Annotated in this window: 22 protein-coding genes, 2 tRNA genes and 1 pseudogene; 14 read left to right on the top strand and 11 right to left on the bottom strand. The window is 42.9% G+C overall.

The annotated features are described in order from the left end of the window. The 6 genes from A4V03_RS00825 to A4V03_RS00800 all read left to right on the top strand — a co-directional run bounded on the left by A4V03_RS00825 (window position 1) and on the right by A4V03_RS00800 (window position 6505). Window positions 1-1209, top strand: coding sequence for an argininosuccinate synthase (locus A4V03_RS00825; RefSeq protein WP_065537587.1), 1209 nt, complete (start codon window positions 1-3; stop codon window positions 1207-1209). Beyond that, window positions 1206-2174 carry an N-acetyl-gamma-glutamyl-phosphate reductase gene (argC, locus tag A4V03_RS00820; protein WP_065537586.1) on the top strand — a complete coding sequence of 323 codons (969 nt, stop codon included), beginning with the start codon at window positions 1206-1208 and terminating at the stop codon, window positions 2172-2174. The genes A4V03_RS00825 and argC overlap by 4 nt, the downstream gene beginning before the upstream one ends. Before the next feature lie 12 nt (window positions 2175-2186). Beyond that, window positions 2187-3308: an aspartate aminotransferase family protein gene (locus A4V03_RS00815; RefSeq protein ID WP_065537585.1), complete on the top strand. Its 1122-nt coding sequence runs from the start codon at window positions 2187-2189 to the stop codon at window positions 3306-3308. 140 nt (window positions 3309-3448) lie between these two features. Beyond that, window positions 3449-4222, top strand: a complete 774-nt coding sequence (gene proC / locus A4V03_RS00810) for a pyrroline-5-carboxylate reductase (RefSeq protein ID WP_065537584.1) — start codon at window positions 3449-3451, stop codon at window positions 4220-4222. Between the two features lie 65 nt (window positions 4223-4287). Then, window positions 4288-4842: a helix-turn-helix domain-containing protein gene (locus tag A4V03_RS00805; RefSeq protein ID WP_024987825.1), complete on the top strand. Its 555-nt coding sequence runs from the start codon at window positions 4288-4290 to the stop codon at window positions 4840-4842. 7 nt (window positions 4843-4849) lie between these two features. Next, on the top strand, window positions 4850-6505 hold the full coding sequence (locus tag A4V03_RS00800; protein WP_065537583.1) for an AMP-binding protein: 1656 nt from the start codon (window positions 4850-4852) through the stop codon (window positions 6503-6505). Window positions 6506-6799: 294 nt separating this feature from the next. Here A4V03_RS00800 and A4V03_RS00795 read toward each other — a convergent pair whose 3' ends face one another. From A4V03_RS00795 to prmC, 10 genes are all read right to left on the bottom strand, one after another. Next, the gene (locus tag A4V03_RS00795; RefSeq protein ID WP_065540225.1) at window positions 6800-7654 is read right to left on the bottom strand and encodes an Rpn family recombination-promoting nuclease/putative transposase; all 855 of its coding nucleotides are present in this window, start codon (window positions 7652-7654) and stop codon (window positions 6800-6802) included. 628 nt (window positions 7655-8282) lie between these two features. Further along, the gene (locus A4V03_RS00790) at window positions 8283-9266 is read right to left on the bottom strand and encodes an ISAon1 family transposase (RefSeq protein ID WP_236588617.1); all 984 of its coding nucleotides are present in this window, start codon (window positions 9264-9266) and stop codon (window positions 8283-8285) included. Further along, window positions 9259-9630 carry an ISAon1 family transposase N-terminal region protein gene (locus A4V03_RS00785; protein WP_065537581.1) on the bottom strand — a complete coding sequence of 124 codons (372 nt, stop codon included), beginning with the start codon at window positions 9628-9630 and terminating at the stop codon, window positions 9259-9261. Before A4V03_RS00785 ends, A4V03_RS00790 begins: the two co-directional genes overlap by 8 nt. 157 nt (window positions 9631-9787) lie before the next feature. Then, a tRNA-Leu gene (locus A4V03_RS00780) sits at window positions 9788-9871 on the bottom strand. Window positions 9872-9887: 16 nt separating this feature from the next. Continuing rightward, window positions 9888-9960, bottom strand: a tRNA-Gly gene (locus A4V03_RS00775). Between the two features lie 93 nt (window positions 9961-10053). Continuing rightward, a complete protein-coding gene (argH, locus tag A4V03_RS00770; RefSeq protein ID WP_065537580.1) occupies window positions 10054-11394 on the bottom strand; it encodes an argininosuccinate lyase in 1341 nt (446 codons plus the stop codon). A 10-nt stretch (window positions 11395-11404) separates the two neighbouring features. Continuing rightward, window positions 11405-11815 (bottom strand): SRPBCC family protein, encoded by a 411-nt coding sequence (locus A4V03_RS00765; protein ID WP_065537579.1) that lies wholly within the window; start codon window positions 11813-11815, stop codon window positions 11405-11407. 95 nt (window positions 11816-11910) lie between these two features. Further along, window positions 11911-12549, bottom strand: coding sequence for an orotate phosphoribosyltransferase (pyrE, locus tag A4V03_RS00760; RefSeq protein WP_065537578.1), 639 nt, complete (start codon window positions 12547-12549; stop codon window positions 11911-11913). Window positions 12550-12627: 78 nt separating this feature from the next. Then, window positions 12628-13110, bottom strand: coding sequence for a regulatory protein RecX (locus A4V03_RS00755; protein WP_065537577.1), 483 nt, complete (start codon window positions 13108-13110; stop codon window positions 12628-12630). Beyond that, window positions 13107-13943, bottom strand: coding sequence for a peptide chain release factor N(5)-glutamine methyltransferase (gene prmC / locus A4V03_RS00750; RefSeq protein WP_065537576.1), 837 nt, complete (start codon window positions 13941-13943; stop codon window positions 13107-13109). Before prmC ends, A4V03_RS00755 begins: the two co-directional genes overlap by 4 nt. 36 nt (window positions 13944-13979) lie before the next feature. Between prmC and ribD the strand changes: the two genes are divergently transcribed. From ribD to A4V03_RS00710, 8 genes are all read left to right on the top strand, one after another. Continuing rightward, window positions 13980-15035, top strand: coding sequence for a bifunctional diaminohydroxyphosphoribosylaminopyrimidine deaminase/5-amino-6-(5-phosphoribosylamino)uracil reductase RibD (gene ribD, locus A4V03_RS00745; RefSeq protein ID WP_065537575.1), 1056 nt, complete (start codon window positions 13980-13982; stop codon window positions 15033-15035). A gap of 141 nt (window positions 15036-15176) precedes the next feature. After that, on the top strand, window positions 15177-16682 hold the full coding sequence (locus A4V03_RS00740; RefSeq protein ID WP_065537574.1) for a DUF6242 domain-containing protein: 1506 nt from the start codon (window positions 15177-15179) through the stop codon (window positions 16680-16682). 26 nt (window positions 16683-16708) lie between these two features. Next, window positions 16709-17443, top strand: coding sequence for an isoprenyl transferase (locus A4V03_RS00735; RefSeq protein ID WP_065537573.1), 735 nt, complete (start codon window positions 16709-16711; stop codon window positions 17441-17443). A gap of 30 nt (window positions 17444-17473) precedes the next feature. Further along, entirely contained in the window at window positions 17474-20128 is a 2655-nt protein-coding gene (locus A4V03_RS00730; RefSeq protein ID WP_065537572.1) for a BamA/OMP85 family outer membrane protein, read from the top strand. Between the two features lie 23 nt (window positions 20129-20151). Further along, window positions 20152-20667, top strand: coding sequence for an OmpH/Skp family outer membrane protein (locus A4V03_RS00725; protein ID WP_065540224.1), 516 nt, complete (start codon window positions 20152-20154; stop codon window positions 20665-20667). 56 nt (window positions 20668-20723) lie between these two features. Next, window positions 20724-21239 (top strand): OmpH/Skp family outer membrane protein, encoded by a 516-nt coding sequence (locus A4V03_RS00720; protein WP_024988467.1) that lies wholly within the window; start codon window positions 20724-20726, stop codon window positions 21237-21239. A 108-nt stretch (window positions 21240-21347) separates the two neighbouring features. Next, the gene (gene murI, locus A4V03_RS00715) at window positions 21348-22190 is read left to right on the top strand and encodes a glutamate racemase (RefSeq protein ID WP_065537571.1); all 843 of its coding nucleotides are present in this window, start codon (window positions 21348-21350) and stop codon (window positions 22188-22190) included. Window positions 22191-22262: 72 nt separating this feature from the next. After that, window positions 22263-22496, top strand: a complete 234-nt coding sequence (locus A4V03_RS00710; protein ID WP_065537570.1) for a DUF2007-related protein — start codon at window positions 22263-22265, stop codon at window positions 22494-22496. On the opposite strand, the pseudogene A4V03_RS20580 reads toward A4V03_RS00710, so the two are convergent. Further along, window positions 22465-22620: pseudogene (locus tag A4V03_RS20580) on the bottom strand (pyridoxal phosphate-dependent aminotransferase); the annotation flags it as partial. The gene A4V03_RS00710 and the pseudogene A4V03_RS20580 overlap by 32 nt on opposite strands. Between the last annotated feature and the right edge of the window lie 24 nt (window positions 22621-22644).

Below are 22644 nucleotides of genomic sequence, written 5' to 3'. Positions count from 1 at the left end.
ATGGAAGAAAAGAAGAAAAAAGTAGTGGTGGCATTCAGCGGCGGACTGGACACATCGTTCACCGTCATGTACCTCGCCAAAGAAAAAGGCTACGAAGTATATGCAGCTTGTGCCAATACGGGCGGATTCAGCCAAGAACAACTGAAAACAAACGAAGAGAACGCCTACAAACTGGGAGCAGCGGAATACGTGACGCTGGACGTCACCCGCGAATACTACGAGAAGAGCCTGAAATACATGGTTTTCGGAAATGTGTTGCGCAACGGCACTTACCCTATTTCAGTCAGCTCCGAACGCATCTTCCAGGCACTGGCCATCGCACGCTATGCCAACGAAATCGGTGCGGACGCCATCGCACACGGCTCCACCGGAGCAGGCAACGACCAGATCCGTTTCGACATGACCTTCCTCGTGTTGGCCCCCAATGTGGAAATCATCACACTGACCCGCGACATGGCATTGAGCCGCCAGGAAGAAATTGATTACCTGAACAAACATGGTTTCAGCGCCGACTTCACCAAACTGAAATACTCGTACAACGTAGGTCTGTGGGGGACGTCCATCTGCGGCGGCGAAATCCTCGACTCCGCACAAGGACTGCCCGAAACCGCCTACCTCAAACACGTCGAAAAAGAAGGCAGCGAACAGCTCCGCCTCACCTTCGAGAAAGGCGAACTGAAAGCCGTCAACGACGAGAAGTTTGACGACCCGATTAAAGCCATCCAGAAAGTGGAAGAAATCGGTGCGGCCTACGGCATCGGCCGTGACATGCATGTGGGTGATACCATTATCGGCATCAAAGGCCGTGTAGGATTCGAAGCAGCCGCCCCGATGCTGATTATCGGCGCCCATCGCTTCCTCGAGAAATATACACTGAGCAAATGGCAGCAATACTGGAAAGACCAGGTGGCCAACTGGTACGGTATGTTCCTCCACGAAAGCCAATACCTCGAACCGGTGATGCGTGACATCGAAGCCATGTTGCAGGAAAGCCAGCGCAACGTGAACGGTACGGCTATCCTCGAGCTCCGCCCGCTCTCCTTCTCTACCGTAGGCGTGGAATCGGAAGACGACCTGGTGAAAACCAAATTCGGAGAATACGGCGAAATGCAGAAAGGCTGGACGGCCGAAGACGCCAAAGGATTTATCAAAGTGACCTCTACCCCGCTACGCGTTTACTATAACAACCACAAAGACGAAGAGATATGATTAAAGCAGGAATCATCGGCGGCGCAGGATATACGGCAGGCGAACTAATCCGTCTGCTGCTCAACCATCCGGAGACTGAAATCGTATTTATCAACAGCAGCAGCAATGCCGGAAACAGAATCACCGACGTACACGAAGGCTTGTACGGAGAAACAGACTTGAGATTCACCGACCAGTTGCCTCTGGACGAAATCGACGTCCTCTTTTTCTGCACCGCCCACGGCGATACGAAGAAATTCATGGAAAGCCACCACATACCGGAAGAACTGAAGATTATCGACCTCTCCATGGACTACCGCATCAAGAGCGACGACCACGACTTCATCTACGGCCTGCCGGAACTGAACCGCCGCGCCACCTGTACGGCAAAGCACGTAGCCAACCCCGGCTGTTTTGCCACCTGCATCCAGCTCGGCCTGCTCCCGCTTGCCAAGAACCTGATGCTGACGGACGATGTAATGGTAAACGCCATCACAGGAAGCACGGGAGCCGGAGTGAAACCGGGTGCCACCAGTCATTTCAGTTGGAGAAACAACAACATGAGTGTGTACAAAGCATTCGAGCACCAGCACGTGCCGGAAATCAAGCAATCGCTGAAACAGCTGCAAAACAGCTTCGATGCGGAGATAGACTTCATCCCATACCGTGGCGATTTCGCCCGCGGTATCTTTGCCACGATGGTAGTCAGAACCAAAGTAGCGCTGGAAGAAATCGTCCGCATGTATGAGGAATATTATGCAAAAGACTCCTTTGTACACATCGTAGAGAAGAATATTGACTTGAAACAAGTCGTTAATACTAATAAGTGCCTGATACATCTGGAGAAACACGGTGAGAAGCTATTGATTATCTCCTGTATCGACAACTTGCTGAAAGGCGCCAGCGGACAGGCGGTTCATAACATGAACCTGATGTTCAATCTGGAAGAAACGGTGGGACTGCGGCTGAAGCCTTCAGCCTTTTAAAAACAAAGAATCATGAAATTATTCGACGTATATCCTTTATATAACATCAACATTGTCAAGGGCAACGGTTGCAAAGTATGGGATGAGAACGGAACGGAATATCTGGACCTCTACGGAGGTCATGCCGTTATCTCTATCGGACATGCACACCCTCACTATGTAGAGATGATTAGCAACCAGGTAGCCAATCTTGGTTTCTACTCAAACTCGGTCATCAACAAGCTGCAACAACAGGTAGCCGAACGGCTGGGAAAGATTTCCGGCTACGAAGACTACACCCTGTTCCTGATTAACAGTGGAGCCGAAGCGAACGAAAACGCCTTGAAGCTGGCCTCTTTCTATAACGGACGTACCAAAGTGGTTTCCTTCAATAAGGCATTCCACGGACGGACGTCTCTGGCGGTAGAAGCGACCAATAATCCTTCCATCATCGCCCCTATCAACAATAACGGTCATGTCACCTATCTCCCGCTCAACGACGTGGAAGCGATGAAGCAGGAATTGTCTGAAGGAGACACATGCGCCGTTATCATTGAAGGAATACAAGGGGTAGGCGGCATCAAGATACCGACCACCGAATTTATGCAGGAGCTCCGCAAAGTTTGCAGCGAGACGGGCACTATCCTGATTCTCGACGAGATTCAGAGCGGATACGGACGTAGCGGCAAATTCTTCGCCCACCAGTACAATGACATCAGACCGGACATTATCACCGTAGCCAAAGGCATCGGCAACGGTTTCCCGATGGCGGGCGTTCTTATCAGTCCGATGTTCAAGCCTGTGTACGGACAGCTAGGAACCACTTTCGGCGGAAACCATCTGGCATGCTCGGCAGCCCTCGCCGTAATGGACGTTATCGAACAGGAAAACCTGGTAGAAAACGCAGCGAAAGTGGGCAACTACTTGCTGGAAGAGTTGAAGAAATTCCCGCAAATCAAAGAAGTGCGCGGACGCGGGCTTATGATTGGACTCGAATTCGAAGAACCCATCAAGGAATTGCGCAGCCGTCTCATCTATGACGAACACGTGTTCACGGGAGCAAGCGGCACGAACGTACTGCGTCTTCTGCCGCCCCTCTGCCTCAGCATGGAAGAAGCAGACGAGTTCCTCGCACGGTTCAAGAAAGCACTTTAACCACTCATTTGATTAATAATAAACAGCCAACGATAAAAGCAGCCTCTATCAGAATTTTATTTCTTATTCAGGCTGCTTTTTGTTTTTTCGCAATTTACCGTTACCTTTGCCTATGACAACTTATTAAAAACAAGCGTAATATGAAAATAGCTATCATCGGTGCAGGAAACATGGGCGGTTCCATCGCTCGCGGCCTGGCAAAAGGAAGCCTGATAGACGATGCGGATATCATCGTGTCCAATCCGAGTGCCGGAAAACTAGAGAAACTGAAAATGGAATTTCCGGGTATCTCTATCACCAACAATAACGCGGAAGCTGCCACAGGTGCAGATATTGTCATCCTTGCTGTCAAACCATGGTTTATAGAACCGGTGATGCGCGAATTGAAACTGAAAAGCAAACAGATACTCATCTCCGTAGCTGCCGGTATCAGTTTCGAGGAACTGGCGCATTACGTCGTAGCACCGGAAATGCCGATGTTCCGCCTTATCCCCAACACCGCTATCAGCGAACTGGAAAGCATGACACTTGTTGCCGCCCGCAATACGAACGATGAACAAGACAAATTCATCCTCCGGTTGTTCAGCGAGATGGGAACCGTGATGCTTATTCCCGAAGATAAGATAGCGGCAGCCACTGCACTGGCCTCCTGCGGCATTGCTTACGTATTGAAATACGTTCAGGCAGCCATGCAAGCCGGCATCGAAATGGGAATCCGTCCGAAGGATGCGATGACCATGGTAGCACAGTCACTGAAAGGAGCAGCCGCACTGATTCTAAACAACGACACCCACCCCAGTGTGGAAATAGACAAAGTAACCACTCCGGGAGGAATCACCATCAAAGGAATCAATGAACTGGAACACAACGGATTCACCTCCGCCGTTATCCAAGCCATGAAAGCCTCCAAATAAATGATTGACCACTAACTAAATCACTGATAAATAATTAACCACTAAACAATTAATCACCAAATAATATGAATGACCAAATTAAACAAATCGCAGAACGCCTCCGCGGATTGCGTGATGTACTGGAACTGACTTCTGAGGACATTGCCCGCGAAAGCGACATCTCTGCTGAAGAATACCGCCGTGCAGAGACCGGAGAATATGACATTTCCGTCAGTATGCTGCAAAAAATAGCGCGCACCTACAATGTCTCACTCGACACGCTGATGTTCGGCGAAGAACCTAAGATGAGCAGTTATTTCGTGACCCGTGCCGGCAAAGGCGTCAGCATCGAACGTACGAAAGCCTACAAATACCAGTCACTGGCATCGGGCTTCATGAACCGCACCGCCGACCCGTTCATCGTTACCGTCGAACCGAAAGGGGACGACGAACCTATCCACTACAACCAACACACCGGACAAGAGTTCAACCTGGTCATCGAAGGCAGGATGCTTATCAACATCGAAGGCAAAGAAATCATCCTCAACCAAGGCGACAGCATCTATTTCAATTCCAAACTTCCACATGGCATGAAAGCGCTCGATGGCAAGACATTACGTTTTCTGGCAGTAATTATGTAATAACATCATGGTAGAAAGATTTTTATCACAGACCTCTTTCAGCTCACAAGAGGATTTTATCAAAAACTTGAAAATAAACGTTCCGGAGAACTTCAACTTCGGCTATGACGTAGTAGACGCCTGGGCCGCCGAACAACCTGACAAGAACGCTTTGCTTTGGACAAATGACAAAGGCGAGAGCCGCCAATTCTCATTTGCCGACATGAAGCGTTATACGGATATGACCGCCTCTTACTTCCAGAGCCTGGGCATCGGTCGGGGCGACATGGTGATGCTGATTCTGAAACGCCGCTATGAGTTCTGGTTTAGCATTATCGCCCTTCACAAACTGGGGGCAACCGTTATTCCGGCTACTCACCTGCTGACCAAGAAGGATATTATCTATCGTTGCAACGCTGCCGACATCAAAATGATTGTAGCTGCCGGCGAAGGAATCATCCTGCAACATATCAAAGAGGCTCTTCCCGAATGTCCCACGGTTGAAAAGTTAATCAGTGTCGGTCCGGAAATCCCGGAAGGCTTCGAAGATTTCCATCAGGGCATCGAGAATGCCGCCCCGTTCGTACGTCCGCGCCATGCGAACACTAACGACGACATCTCTCTGATGTATTTTACCTCCGGCACCACAGGCGAACCTAAGATGGTGGCACATGACTTTACTTATCCGTTAGGTCATATCGTTACCGGTAGTTTTTGGCACAACCTGAACGAGAACAGTCTGCACCTCACCATTGCCGATACCGGCTGGGGAAAAGCTGTATGGGGAAAACTCTACGGACAGTGGATTGCCGGAGCCAATATCTTCGTCTACGACCACGAGAAGTTTACGCCGGGAGACATTCTTGAAAAGATACAAAACTATCATGTCACCTCTCTCTGTGCGCCTCCTACCATCTTCCGCTTCCTGATTCACGAAGACCTGACAAAGTTCGACTTGTCTTCACTCAAATACTGCACCATTGCCGGAGAAGCATTGAACCCTGCCGTATTTGATACATTCAAGAAACTGACAGGTATCAAACTGATGGAAGGTTTCGGACAGACGGAAACTACCCTGACCATCGCCACCATGCCATGGATGGAACCGAAACCGGGAAGCATGGGGCTGCCGAACCCTCAATACGATGTTGACTTGATTGACCACGAAGGTCGTTCCGTTGAAGCCGGTGAACAGGGGCAAATCGTAATCCGTACCCATAAAGGAAAACCTCTCGGACTTTTCAAAGAGTATTATCGCGATGCGGAACGTACACACGAAGCCTGGCACGACGGCATCTATTATACAGGAGACGTTGCCTGGAAAGACGAAGACGGCTATCTCTGGTTTGTAGGCCGTGCAGACGACGTTATCAAGAGTTCCGGTTACCGCATCGGTCCATTCGAAGTGGAAAGTGCCTTGATGACTCATCCGGCTGTTGTGGAATGTGCCATCACCGGAGTACCCGACGAGATTCGCGGACAGGTGGTAAAAGCTACGATTGTTCTATCCAAAGACTATAAGAATCGCGCCGGAGAAGAACTGATTAAGGAATTGCAGAACCACGTGAAGAAAGTGACCGCTCCTTATAAATATCCGCGTGTGATTGAATTCGTGGAAGAGCTACCAAAGACAATCAGCGGTAAGATACGCCGGGTGGAGATTCGTCAGAATGATAAGAAATAAATCATAAACAACTCTAATCAATAGAAGAACGATATTACAGATGATGTAATATCGTTCTTTTCATATCTGCCAAACAATAAATAGCCTATTAAACAAATACCTAGGCAAAATAACTATAATGGCAGGTATAGAGAAGGAAGCAAAAGTTAAACATACATATTTAAAAAGTCTGCCTTCCTCTTTCTGTTATTTAGAAGATTTTTTATATTATCAATCATCAACTTATACCCCTCAAAATAATGAAGGTACCCATTTCTGAGTACCCTCATTCGTAAATAACATATTCAGTTTACACTATAACATTTCTATTTCCTCTTTAGATAAGCCGGTTGCTCCGATAATTAATTCTATTGAAGTTCCTGAAGACTTTAAATAACGGGCTACTTCTATGGCTTTCTTTTTCTCTCCTTCTTCCCTTCCTTTCTTTTCTGCCGTAAATATAACACTATACCAGTCGCGGAAATTTTTCAAACTGTCCCAATACTCACTCAGTTCAGTCTGGGTAAACTTTGCTATCTCCGCTGTTTCAAAAAGGCGGTCAAAAACTCTGTTCTGCAATGCTCTAGGACGTTCAAGCAGAGAGGCAAGATTACGCAAGACAAACAGCCACTTGTCAAACATGCTCTCCAACTCATCCTCACTCTTGTTGAATTTCGGAATTTCAAGATAAACAAAGGTGAGCTTGTCATAGAATATCTTATGAGTATAAAGGTCTACAAGCTTCACCTCATGATGGAAATACTCCACATCAGAATTGTCAAAGGAGAAATTCAGGATACCCACCACGTAGACAGCCTTCAACTCATAATCCCATTCCCCACGTTTGGCCTGTTCACGAATAGGGAAAGTGGAATAAAAGACACTGCGGTCCTTAAAGAACTGCTGCTCGCCACGCTGCATCTCAACCAGGAACCTCTCACCCTTCTCATTCTCACAATAGACATCAAAGACAGCTCGACAGTCATATTCCTGCGTTCCAAGATGTTCAGCATTAAGATAAGTGACATCCTTGATGACCTCTTCCCTGAATAAAAGCGCATTTAAAAAGCTGATCAACAATTCCTTATTCATTGCTGTACCAAAAAGCAACTTGAATCCGAAATCGGTATATGGATTTACATATTTATCCTGTATTCCTTCCGTTACCATGTCTTTTTCCATTTTTTATAGTTTGAAATTCCAATCCAGCCCCTTCGTATAACAACAATATGGACCTCCCTTTGAAATGCCTCAATAGCTTTCCGGAGCATTATGTACAAAAGTAGCAATAATCAGATAAAATCAAGTGGAAAAAGATTATTTTAACGTCAGTCCGATATAACTCAAAACAATGTAAGGTGGCTTTCTTTGATGAAATCAGAATTTGAGACAGAATGAATCAGTGATAAACGGATAAACAAAAAGCGACTCAGTTGTAATTCTTGGGGATTTGATTCAGGGCAATCACATCTTAAAAAATAGATTCATTCCGGTACTGTTTTGAACAAAATCATAATAGCTCCTGCATTACATAGAGTTTAAAATGGTATAATTATCTTGCACACATCTGCAACGGTATCTTACACACAATTATATCTCTATGTATCAATCGAATAAATGCAAAGAGTGTAGGTGTGCAAGATAATTATATCATTTTAAATCTTAGTATGGATCAATACTTGGCTCATTTCCGAACGGTTTCATTCAAAACCGTACAGAAATGAAATTTTAGGGATGTGATTGCCCTAAATCAAATCCCCCAAGTTTCAGACTGAGCCTTAATATTTGTAACTTCCATTTATGCATATACCTTTGCTAGCCTAAAAAGGAAGAATCTCATATCCACGACTCCTCTAAATGATGCCCTAAATGCTTTGATTTTAGCATTGAATGCTTCTGCAGCTGCATTTGTACTCCTGTTCACAAAGAAGTTTAAAATCCTTTCGTAATGGTTCTCAATAGAGTTTGCTACTGTTGTGAATGTATCGTATCCATATTCTTCAATCTTATTATACCATAGTGCCAGCTTTGCTCTTGCTACATCCTTGTCATAGTTTGTGGAAAATATCTTTCCCAACTCCAATGAGTAGTAATATACGTGCTTAATATCTTCAAACTGCTTGAAAAGTAATTCTGCCCTGATTTTCTGACTCTTGGTCCATTTGTCAGGTGATTTAAATAATAAATATCTGCTTCTGGCCAATAATTGCCTGAGTGTATCTCCGTTTTCGAGTTCTTCCGCTTTATATACTTCCCCCTTCTCTTTTGCCGCTTTCATGGCTTTATTCTCCTCTTTTATCACTTGCCATCTATATGTAATGCGCAACTCTTGTACAGCTTCATATACAAGTTTTTGTACATGAAACCTATCAATCACCTGCATGGCACGTGGAAAGCACGTTTTCGCAATCTTTTGCATGCTCCCTGCCATATCCAGTGTGATTTCTTTGACTTGATTCCGCAGCTCCTGTGGCATCTTTGTAAGTACCGCAATGATATCATCGGTTTTAGTGCCCTGAATTACAGCTATAATAGAACCTTTCCTGCCTCGCTTATCTCTATTTATTAAGATGGTATAAAGATCTCCCTTGCTTAAAGCCGTCTCGTCAATACATAGGTGATAACCCATATTCTTTGGATAAAGGATATACTCTTGGGCATGTGCTCTCTGATCCCAATTCTGGAAGTCACTCAGGTGGTCTTTATATTGGCTTTGAAGATGTTTGCCATCCATGCAGTAATGCTCGGCTACACTTTGGCAGCTAACAGCGTGATTATCCAAGTAATTCTTTTAAAAAAGCACCGAACTCAGCGGTTATGCGAGTACCGGTGGCTACCAAACTCCAGTCACGACTATACGTCTGCCCGGTGGATGGATCTTCCCAGCGACGACGCTTGATACGTAAATAAACGGCTTTACCACGGATAGGGAAGTCCTGAACTTCAATCTCAGGGAGGAAACCTTTTGAGTGAAGATGGAGATCAGAGTACTCGGAAGGAATAGTCGCTTTCTCCTCTAAATAAAGAATAAAGCAAGTATCCTGAGATACATGATTGACTAGGGTGAAGTAATCAAGGATTCCTGAAGGCAAGAACAAGCTTAAAGAAGCAACAGGATCAATCGTTTGGGAAGAGGATGTTTTCATTATGCAAAAATAAGAATTTTAACGCAATCCCCCAAATTTTCAGACTGAGCCAATATTAATCCCCCAAGAATTACAACTGAGCCGTATTCATATCCAACAGGTAACGGGGATAAAAAGAAAGAGACGAACCGTGAAAAACACGATTCGTCCCTTAGAGTACTCGAAGCGGGACTTGAACCCGCACAGCCGCAATGGCCAAAGGATTTTAAGTCCTTCGTGTCTACCATTCCACCATTCGAGCATCCTTTCAAAGAAAGAGCGGAAAACGAGACTCGAACTCGCGACCCTAACCTTGGCAAGGTTATGCTCTACCAACTGAGCTATTTCCGCGTTTTTTCAACGGGTGCAAAGATAAGTAGTTTACTTGTTTCTGCCAAATCTTTTCGGAGGAAAGTTTAAAAAACTATCCTCCGAAAGTTTATTTTATCTTCCAAGCAGTGCTTTCTCCGCTTTCTCCATTCCACAAAAGTTGAATCCATCAATCACTTGCTGCATCAATGCGGAGATTTCTGCATTACAAAGGTTACCGATACTACCTTCATGAGTATGGTGTACTTCTTTAGTATGCGAGAATTTACCTGCCTCAATATCCAAACCTACCTTTTTATATGCATCACGGAAAGGCATACCTTCACGTGCCAAACGATTTACCTCTTCCACACTAAAAATAAGAAGGTATTTGTCATCATCAAGAATATGTTCATTTACTTTTATTTCATTCATGATGTAAGTTGTCATCTGCAAACAGTCTTTCAATTCCTGAAAAGCAGGAAGGAAAACTTCTTTGATAATCTGCAAATCACGGAAATAGCCGGAAGGCAGATTGTTCGCAATCATCATAATCTGTTGAGGAAGCGATTGCAATTTATTACATTTAGCACGTGTCAGTTCAAACACATCAGGATTCTTCTTATGAGGCATAATGCTGGATCCTGTGGTGCAGTCATCGGGCAACTTGACGAAACCGAAGTTTTGACTGTTAAACATACAGGCATCAAAAGCTAATTTGGAGATTGTTCCGGCAATCGTAGCCAATGCAAAAGCAACATTGCGTTCCATCTTTCCACGCCCCATTTGAGCATATACAACATTGTAATTCATTGAATCAAAGCCTAATAAATCAGTCGTCATGGTACGGTTCAAAGGAAAAGACGAACCATATCCGGCTGCTGAACCTAACGGATTACGATTGCACATTTTAAATGCTGCCTGCAAAAACAGCATATCGTCCATAAGACTCTCGGCATAGGAACCAAACCACAAGCCAAAAGAAGAAGGCATTGCAATCTGCAGGTGTGTATACCCCGGCATCAAAACGTTTTTATATCGTTCGCTCTGACGGATCAAGACATGAAATAGTTGTTCCACCGCTTCGGCAACCTCTTTTATTTGCGTACGGGTAAAAAGTTTCAAGTCCAAGAGAACCTGATCATTTCTGGAACGGCCACTATGTATTTTCTTTCCGATATCACCCAAACGACGGGTCAACATCAATTCTACCTGCGAATGTACATCTTCCACCCCGTCTTCTATCACAAATTCACCTTTTTCGGCCGAGGCATAAATACTCTTCAATTCCACCAGCAACTGGTCCAGTTCTTCTTTCGTCAACAACCCAATGCTTTCAAGCATCGTAATGTGGGCCATAGAGCCAAGTACATCATGCTTGGCCAAATAAAGATCCATCTCACGGTCACAACCTACTGTAAAACGTTCGATATCCTTATTTACCTGTACGGACTTCTCCCAAAGTTTCTGTGCCATAAAAAAAAGTTTAATATTCAATAACAGCCAGCATATCAACCATCTTCTCCAAACCTTCCTGGAGAGGTTTCTGCACCATTGCTTTCATAAATGGATTAAGATCCATTCCGATAGTTACCTTCACTTTACACTCTTCTTCTGCAGTTTCAACCAGTTGAATCCACATATTAAAAGGAAGAGGAGAGTTAGTTGTCGCCAACTTTATGCATTTACAAGGATCGCGCTCTACAATTTGCAAAGTCAATTGCCCAATAGGGGAAACACTAAAACTCAACGTGTCCAAATCAAAACTCAAATCCTGTACCTTATCTTTTGGCAAACGGTCTTTGACTGCTTCCAGATTACTTAAATCCGAAAGTTTATTATACACACGTTCCTGACTGTAAGGTATTACTTTGACACTACTCTCAAAATTACTCATAAATTTCTATTAGTATAAAACAAAAAAAGAACAATCCGGCCAAATATTGTCCGAACAGTTCTTTTTACCAAATATGTTTGTTCAAAAAATGAATCTTATTTTCCAGCATCCCAATGAGCAGGGTCTTTACGCCATTCGTTCAATGTCTGTATGTCTTCTTTTTCAATATAACCTGTACGAAGAGCGACATCAAGCACAGCTTCATAATTGGTCAACGTTACCAAAGTCACCTTTGCATTTTTGAATGCCTCTTGTGCTACCGGGAATCCATACGTATAAGCTGCAACCATACCGATCACTTCGCAACCATCGCGACGAATTGCTTCAACAGCCTTCAAACTACTACCACCTGTAGAAATCAAATCCTCTACGACTACGACTTTCATACCCGGACGAAGCTCACCTTCAATCAAGTTTTCCAATCCGTGATCTTTGGGGGTAGAACGAACATACACGAACGGCAGATTCAATGCATCAGCTACTAAAGCTCCCTGCGGAATAGCACCTGTAGCCACACCTGCAATCGCATCCACCTGTCCGAATCGCTCCAATATCAGACGTGTAATTTCAATCTTCACAAAATTACGAAGAGAAGGATAGGACAGAGTTTTACGGTTGTCACAGTAAAAGGGAGATTTCCATCCGGAAGCCCATGTAAAAGGGTTAGCGGGTTGAAGTTTAATAGCTTTAATTTTCAACAGTTTCTCTGCAAATAGTCTCTCTAAGTTTTTCATAACTAAACTAACTATTAATTATTTGCCGCAAAAGTACAGAAATTGAACGAAAATAAAAAGAAGAATCCGTTTATTTTTTCAGTCAATTTGTTCCTCTTCATCGGGAATGTCGATACAACGTTTAATATCTTTCAGTTCAAAACCACGACTCATAGCGAATCGCATCAGCTTTCCATTCAATTCATAATCGTCTGCCGCATGGACACTTTTCCGTTTCGAAGCCAGCAGGTCACGCAAAATAGAAAGGTATTCTTCTTCATCTATTTCGTTCAGATAACGCCATGCCACATCTGATGGGATCTTCTTCATATAAAGTCCCTGGGCTATTTTCATTTTCCCCCATTTGGCAAAGCGGAACTTGTCATTTACAAAAGCCCTGCAGAAACGTTCATCATCAATAAACTTCTCTGATTCCAGTCGGTCAAGAATACGCGCAATGGTATCATAGGCAATTCCCCAACGTTGTAACTTCTCATTTATTTCTGCCCGGCAATGCTCGGCAGTGGAGCAGTAAGAGGCTACGCGATTTAAAGCCTCTTCATCAGTTAATTGTGCACTCATCGGTTAGCTGTAACTATTCTATCTTTTCCAAATATGTCTTTTATAACACGAACATCACGATATTGGTTCATTTCAAGCATGTGTGCTGTTTCCCGACCATAGGCCTGGTTGATTTCAAAATAAAGTTTCCCACCCGGCAAGAGCAATTCACTTCCCAGACGGGCGATACGATTATAAAACCGTAAAGGGTCCTCGTCAGGAACAAACAGGGCCAGCCCCGGTTCCCAATCAAGGACATTAGCGTCCATTTCGTTCTTTTCCGTTTCGGTCACATAAGGCGGATTGCTAACAATAACATCGAAAGACGGTATCTTTCCCCAGTCATCGGCCAGAACATCTCTTTGTAGAAATCTCACCCGAGCTTCCAAGGCTTCATTGTTTTTACGAGCAATAGCCAATGCTTCTCCCGAAATATCCCAAGCTTCTACTTCTGCATCCGGAAGTTTTTTATCCAAAGAGATCGCAATACATCCGCTTCCCGTACCTATATCTAATAGACGCCGAGCATTTGGATTCTCCTCTACTATTAGTTCCACAAGCTCCGCGGTCTCCGGCCGGGGAATCAGTACGCCGGAAGCAACCTTAAAATTCCTTCCACAAAACTCCGCAATACCACGAATGTACTGTATAGGTTCATTTTTCTGTAAACGGAATATAATGTTTTCTAATTCACGCTGTTTGCATTCAGATAAAATTATATCTTTGCCCATGTAAATATCGAGCGCATCTAAACCTAACATGTCGCAACAAATCAGCATCGAAAGGGCTTTTACCTCCTCCGGTGGATATACTTCCTGCAAAGATTGGCGAATGTAAGCGGTGATACGATTCATATTTTCACAATTTCGGAGTGCAAAAGTAAGAATAATATGGCGAAGAGCACCAAAATGGAAGAAGAAAAATACATGAGACGTTGCATTGAGCTTGCAAAGAACGGGTTATGCAACGTATCTCCAAACCCGATGGTAGGGGCTGTTATTGTATGTGACGGGCAAATTATCGGCGAAGGTTACCACATTCGCTGTGGCGAGGCACACGCGGAGGTTAATGCGATCCGTGCTGTCAAAGATGAGTCATTATTGAAACGTTCTACGATTTATGTCAGCCTGGAGCCTTGTTCGCATTATGGAAAAACGCCTCCTTGTGCTGATCTTATTATAGAGAAGCAGATACCACATATTGTTATCGGTTGCCAAGACCCTTTTTCTGAAGTAGCCGGACGGGGAATTCAGAAACTACGGGATGCCGGACGGGAAGTGACAGTCGGTGTATTAGAGGAAGAATGCAAATCGCTGATTCGCCGTTTTATCACATTTAACACACTTCACCGTCCTTTCATCACACTGAAATGGGCAGAATCAGCCGATCACTTTATTGATATAGAACGTACAGGTGGAAAACCGGTACTCCTCTCCTCTCCTTTTACTTCCATGCTAGTGCATAAAAAAAGAGCGGAGGCGGATGCGATTATGGTAGGCAGACGAACTGCTTTATTGGACAACCCGTCACTTACGGTACGTAATTGGTATGGACACAACCCGATACGCGTTGTGTTAGATCGCGCGTTATCCCTTCCAGATGATTTACAAATATTCGATGGAAACGTGCCTACATTAATCTTTACTGAAAAGCAACAGCCAGAAAAAAAGAACATCACATATATCACTATCAACTTTAGCCATAACCCACTGAAACAGATCATGGAAGCATTGTATCAACGAAAGATACAATCATTATTGGTGGAAGGAGGCAGGCAATTGTTGCAATCATTCATTGATAATGAACTATGGGATGAAGCCTATATCGAAAAGTGTCCCAGCCGGTTACACTCCGGTGTTAAAGCACCTCAAATGGACGATAATTTTAGTTATTCGATAGAAGAGCACTTCGAAAGACATATTTGGCATTATGTTCGTCGAATATAGCTAAGATAGTTCTATTCAGGGGTTTTACGTCGATAAAAACAGTGTTATTATCTATAATTTTATATAAAACTTACCTGTAATGTTCATTATCGGAAAAAATGTTTCTATTTTTGCAACTTGTAAATAAACACAATCTTTCAAATGAAAATAAAGTTTTTATCATTCATTGCGAGTTTTTTCATGGTGTCATTTGTTATAACGTCATGTCTTGATGACGATAATAACATCGAATATAGCCCGGATGCAACTATACATGCGTTTGAACTTGACACAATCGGGGGGTATGGGGTAAAGTATAAATTCACAATTGACCAATTATCATGTGAAATCTATAACGAAGACTCACTTCCTGTTCATGCCGATACCATCATTGACAAGATTTTAATCAAAACATTAACAACTGCATCAGGTGTTGTTACAATGAAGGACAAAAGCGGAAACGATTCCGTCTTAAACATCAATGATTCAATCGATCTTCGAAAACCGCTTACTATAAAGGTATGGTCAACAGAAGCATTAGCAGGTATATCTCCTAATCAAACTAAGGAATATACTATTAAGGTAAATGTGCATAACTATGATCCGGATTCGTTGAGGTGGAAATATATGAATAAAATAGATGACCAAATTGTAGGAGAACAAAAATCTATTATTTGGGGAAATGAAGTTTTCACATACTCGGTAGTTGGCAGTCAATTATATGCATACAAAAACTCTTTAACCAATTTTGGCAGTTGGAATCGTATAGAAATAGAAGGATTACCGGCAGGTAAACTTCCGACTTCTATCATAACCTTCCAGTTCGATGGAAGTAACGCCATGCTATATGCCACATCCGATGATAAAGTTTATGAATCTGAAGATGGAATAAATTGGGAGGCATCCACGAAATTTGGTGACGGAGTGGAGTTACTTTTAGCCACATTAACAAATAAAGATGTTAGCAGAATTTGTTATATAAAGAAAGGAGCAGATGGTCAACGCTATTTCTATCATCAAACAAATAATGAACAACAAGAGACACTTGAAACTTATAACGAAGGAAAAGTGCCTGCTAACTTCCCAACTAAAAATATATCTTACACGGTATATGAATCTGCGACAAATATTAAATCTGTCCTTTTAGTAGGAGATACAGAAACAGCGACTTTGGCTGATGACAGTGAATTAGAAACGACCATTGTATGGGGATATGACGGAAACAAATGGGTTGAGTTCTCAACTACTTCCTCTGTTGCATACTGTCCTAAATACACTCAACCATCTATTATATATTATAATGACTTAGTATACATATTTGGTCAAGACTTCAGTTCTATTTATGTTTCCAATCAAGGATTATTCTGGAAAAAGGCGAATGCAAAATTCTCCTTCCCCCATAGAGATTGGAGCAAAGGAGGAACTCCAAACCCTAGCGTAGATCCTGAATTCAGAGGCAAAACCAACTATTCAATGGTGCTAGATCCTAATACTCAAAATCTATGGATTATCTTTAGTAAAGGAAATGCTAGTTTCAAAGAAGAGGTAGAGAAAGAAGAAAGTACAAAGGCAACCACAACTGAAACACATACGTATGAGCATGGTTCAGAGGTATGGCGTGGTCGTCTTAATCAACTATGGTTTGATTTGGCAAATGCCAAGAAATAAAAAACGTATACGTTTAAAATAAAAAGATGTCCTATATAGAACAAATAGACAAAACTCGGATACCACAACACGTAGCCATCATCATGGACGGCAACGGACGATGGGCAAAACAACGAGGGGAAGAACGTACTTACGGTCACCGTGCTGGCGCTGAAACGGTACAGAATATTACTGAAGAGGCTGCCAGACTGGGGATTAAGTACCTGACACTTTATACCTTCTCTACCGAGAACTGGAATCGACCACAAGACGAGATAGCAGCTTTGATGAATCTATTGCTCGAATCTATTGAAGAAGAGACACTGATGAAGAACAATATTCGCTTCAACGTAATCGGTGATTTCAAGAAGTTGCCGGTTGAAGTTCAGAAAAGTTTGGCATCATGTATAGAACGCACATCCAAGAATAGTGGAATGTATATGGTACTAGCTCTTAGTTACTCATCACGTTGGGAAATAACTGAAGCAGTACGGCAAATAGCAACGCAGGTAAAAACGGGAGAAATATCTCCCGAACAAATAACCGATGAGTATATCTCATCTCATCTGAATACTAATTTTATGCCCGATCCGGATTTACTGATCCGCACGGGAGGAGAAATCCGGTTAAGCAATTACCTTCTATGGCAATGTGCTTATTCGGAGCTTTATTTTTGTGATACCTTCTGGCCGGACTTCAACAAAGAAGAACTCTACAAAGCCATTTGGGAATACCAACAAAGGGAACGCCGATTCGGCAAAACCAGTGAACAGATCAGCTAATATAACTCGAAACATCAAATTATAACATAAATGCATTATCGTATTTCCTTTATATTCATAACGTTTGTCTGCCTGTGCTGCTTTGCGACAACAGGCGTTGCGCAAAATGCTAACACTGATGAAGACTCAAAACCTGTCATCTTATACTCCGGAACACCCAAAAAGTATGAGATAGCAGATATTAAAGTCGAAGGCGTAAAGAATTATGAAGACTATGTATTGATTGGACTATCCGGACTATCGGTAGGACAAACAATTACTGTGCCGGGTGACGAAATCACTGGAGCGATCAAACGTTATTGGAAGCATGGTTTGTTCTCAAATGTACAAATCACAGCCGAGAAAATAGAAGGCAACAAAATCTGGTTAAAAATCAGCCTGACACAACGCCCGCGTATTGCAGACGTACGTTATCATGGTGTAAAGAAGTCTGAACGTACGGATCTTGAGGCTAAGCTAGGAATGGTAAAAGGTATGCAGATTACTCCGAATACCGTAGACCGTGCCAAAACATTGATCAAACGTTATTTTGATGACAAGGGATTTAAAAATGCCGAAGTAATCATTGCCCAAAAAGACGATCCTTCCAGCGAGAATCAAGTGATTGTGGACATTGATATAGACAAAAAGGAAAAAATCAAAGTACACCAAATCACCATTGCAGGAAACACTGCAATCAAGGCTTCCAAGCTGAAAAAAGTAATGAAGAAAACCAATGAGAAAGGCAAACTTCTAAACTTGTTCCGCACCAAGAAATTCGTGCCGGAAAACTTTGAAGCGGATAAACAACTTATCATCGACAAGTATAATGAGCTGGGATATCGTGATGCAATGATCGTGAAAGACAGCATTTCACAGTATGATGAAAAGACGGTAGATGTATATTTGGATATAGACGAAGGTCAGAAATACTACCTCCGCAACGTGACGTGGGTAGGTAATACTCTTTATCCATCGGAACAGTTGAACTTCCTGCTTCGTATGAAGAAAGGTGATGTATACAACCAGAAGTTGTTGAATGAGCGTGTTTCTACAGACGATGATGCTATTGGTAACTTATATTATAATAACGGTTACCTCTTCTACAACCTTGATCCGGTAGAAGTAAATATCGTTGGCGACTCTATCGACCTTGAAATGAGAATCTATGAAGGCCGTCAGGCTACTATCAATAAGATTAAGATCAGCGGTAACGACCGTTTGTATGAAAACGTCGTTCGCCGTGAACTTCGTATCCGTCCGGGACAGCTGTTCAGCAAAGAAGACTTGATGCGTTCTTTGCGCGAGATCCAGCAGATGGGACACTTTGACCCGGAAAAACTGCAACCGGATATTCAACCGGATCCGATGAACGGAACTGTTGACATAGGCTTGCCTTTGACTTCCAAAGCCAACGACCAGGTAGAGTTCTCTGCTGGTTGGGGACAAACGGGTATCATTGGTAAATTGAGTTTGAAGTTTACCAACTTCTCTGTAGCCAACCTGTTACACCCGGGTGAAAACTACCGTGGTATCCTGCCGCAAGGTGACGGACAAACATTGACCATCAGCGGACAGACGAATGCTAAATACTACCAATCATACAGTATTTCATTCTTCGATCCATGGTTTGGCGGCAAACGTCCGAACTCATTCTCTGTATCTGCCTTCTTCTCTGTACAGACAGACATCAGTAGTCGTTACTACAATTCCAGCTATTTCAACAACTACTACAACAGCTTGTATAGTGGTTACGGTGGTTATGGTATGTACAATTACGGTAACTATAACAACTACGAAAACTATTACGACCCGGACAAGTCTATCAAAATGTGGGGACTTTCCGTAGGTTGGGGTAAACGTCTAAAATGGCCGGATGACTATTTCACTCTTTCTGCCGAATTAGCTTACCAACGCTATAACTTGAGCGACTGGCAATACTTCCCGGTAACCAATGGTAAATGTAATGACCTTAGCCTTTCATTGACTTTGGCACGTAACTCTATTGACAACCCGATCTTCCCCCGTTCAGGTTCAGATTTCTCATTGTCAGTTCAGATCACACCGCCTTACTCATTGATGGACGGTAAAGACTACAAGGGATATTATACTAACCCTGAAACAGGTAGCATTACCCAGGACAACATGAATAAACTTCATAAATGGATAGAATACCACAAATGGAAATTCAAAGGCAAAACGTATACTCCGTTGATGGACCCGATTGCACATCCGAAATGTCTGGTGTTAATGACACGTACTGAATTCGGTTTGTTAGGTCACTACAACCAATACAAGAAATCTCCGTTCGGAACATTCGACGTGGGTGGTGACGGTATGACCGGTTATTCAACTTATGCAACTGAAAGTATCGCTTTGCGTGGTTACGAAAACAGCGCATTAACCCCATACGGATCTGAAGGTTATGCTTACGCACGCCTCGGCATTGAATTAAGATATCCGTTGATGCTGGAAACAAGTACCAACATTTATGTGTTAGGTTTCTTAGAAGCTGGTAACGCATGGCACGATATCAAGAAATTCAATCCATTCGAATTGAAACGTTCTGCCGGTGTCGGTGTTCGTATCTTCCTGCCGATGATTGGTATGATGGGTATTGACTGGGGTTACGGTTTCGATAAAGTATTTGGTTCTAAACAATACGGAGGAAGTCAATTCCACTTTATCTTAGGACAAGAATTCTAATGTATCATCAAAAACTAAACGTTATGAGAAAGTCTGTTCTATTAATCATGGTGCTGTTTGCTGTCAGCATGGCGGCAAATGCACAGAAGTTTGCACTGATCGATACGGAATATATCATGAAGAATATTCCGGCAGCTCAAAGCGCTAATGAGCAAATGCAAGAAGCTACGAAAAAATACCAGAGCGAAGTAGAAGCCCTAGCAAAAGAAGCACAGAAGATGTTTCAGGACTACCAGGCAAAATCTTCCACTCTTTCTGCCACACAAAAGACAAAGACAGAAGATGCAATCGTAGCTAAAGAAAAAGCGGCAGCCGAGTTGAAGCGTAACTACTTCGGTCCGGAAGGCGAATTAGCCAAGATGAGAGACAAGTTGATTACTCCGATTCAGGACGATATTTATGAAGCTGTGAAAGCTATATCACAACAACATGGATATGATTTGATAATCGACAGAGCCTCCGCTACAGGTATAATATTTGCAAATCCACGCATAGATATTAGTGATGAAATCCTAAGAAAATTAGGATATTCAAATTAATTTCATACATTTGCAGCTGGAAATAACTAAAAATCATTCAAATAAATTATAGAACTATGCTAAAAAAAATTGCACTTGTAATGTTGCTTGCACTCCCAATGGGTGTATTTGCACAGAACCTGAAATTCGGTCACATTAATGCACAGGAAATCATCACTGTGATGCCAGAATTCACCAAAGCTCAAAATGATATTCAGACTTTAGAAAAACAACTTACTGCTGAACTTCAGAGAACGCAGGAAGAATTCAACAAGAAATACCAAGAATTCCAACAAGCTATCGCTAAGGATTCTCTTCCTCCCAACATTGCTGAAAGAAGACAAAAAGAATTGCAAGATATGATGCAAAGACAAGATCAATTCCAGCAAGATGCTCAACAGCAAATGGCGAAAGCACAAAATGATGCCATGACTCCTATCTATCAGAAGTTGGACAATGCTATCAAAGCCGTAGGCGCTGCTGAAGGGGTAATCTACATCTTCGACCTGGCAAGAACTTCGATTCCATACGTAAACGAATCACAAAGTATCAACTTGACTAACAAGGTAAAAGCACATCTTGGTATCAAATAAGAGCTGACCAAGAATAAAGAAATACCAAAAGGGAAAGAGAAAGAAGGATCATCTTCTTTCTCTTTCCCTTTTTTTGGCGTACATTTGCGTATATAAATCAAGTGTGTCATGAAGCAACATCTATCCCATACGCCCGGACCGATCGGAATATTTGACTCCGGTTACGGAGGTCTGACTATTTTAGACAAGATAAGAGAAATATTACCGGAATATGATTATATCTATTTGGGAGATAATGCACGTGCTCCTTACGGGACACGTTCTTTTGAGGTCGTATACGAATTTACCCGGCAAGCGGTCAATAAACTATTTGACATGGGCTGCCACCTGGTTATATTAGCTTGCAATACAGCTTCTGCAAAAGCTTTGCGCAGTATCCAGATGAATGATTTACCAAGTATCGATCCGGATCGTCGTGTGCTCGGAGTCATCCGCCCTACCGTAGAGTGTGTCGGAGAGATAAGCAAAAACCAGCATATCGGTGTACTGGCAACAGCAGGAACCATCAAATCCGAATCGTATCCGTTGGAAATACACAAACTGTTTCCCGAAATCCAAGTCAGCGGCACAGCATGTCCGATGTGGGTACCACTAGTTGAAAACAATGAATCACAGGACGAAGGAGCAGATTATTTTATCCGGAAGTACATCGACCAATTGCTATCGAAGGATCCTCAAATAGATACTGTCATTCTCGGATGTACCCATTTCCCCATACTTCTCCCCAAAATCCGGCAATATATTCCGGAGCATATCAGTGTAATCGCACAAGGCGAATATGTTGCGGAAAGCCTGAAAGACTACCTGAAAAGACATCCTGAAATGGATGCAAAATGCACGAAGAATGGAAACTGTCAGTTTTACACGACCGAAGCGGAAGAAAAGTTCTCAGAATCGGCTTCTACTTTCCTGAAACAACAGATTAGTGTAAAACACATCACACTCGAATAAAATTCAAGAAAAAAGTAACCCTTTCTCTCTCTTTTTTGTTATAGTTGTAGATAACCCCTAATAAGTAAGATCATGAAAGAAGAAGATTATAACAAGGCAATAGAAGTATTCTCCGGATCCCCATGGGAAGCCGAAATCATCAAAGGGCTATTAGAAAGCAATGATATCCGTTGCGTGATCAAAGATGGAATTATCGGGACATTGGCACCCTATATCGCTCCTTCCGTATCCGTTCTTGTGACAGAGGAAGAATACGAAGCCGCCACCGCACTTATCAAAAGCCGGACCGAGAAAGATAGCGACTGATGCGGTCGAGTCCTTCGCAGATATTCGCCAATGAGTTTGCATAGGAGAAACGTACATATCCTTCGCCTCCCGTACTAAAATCGAGTCCGGGAGTAAATTTGCGTGCATCAGCAAAAATATAAAATGTTTAGAGAATCCGTTCAGGACC

The sequence above is a fragment of the Bacteroides caecimuris genome (assembly GCF_001688725.2).
Taxonomy (GTDB): domain Bacteria; phylum Bacteroidota; class Bacteroidia; order Bacteroidales; family Bacteroidaceae; genus Bacteroides; species Bacteroides caecimuris.
Note: the sequence above shows the minus strand (reverse complement) of the source record. Positions and strands in the feature narration are given on the sequence as shown.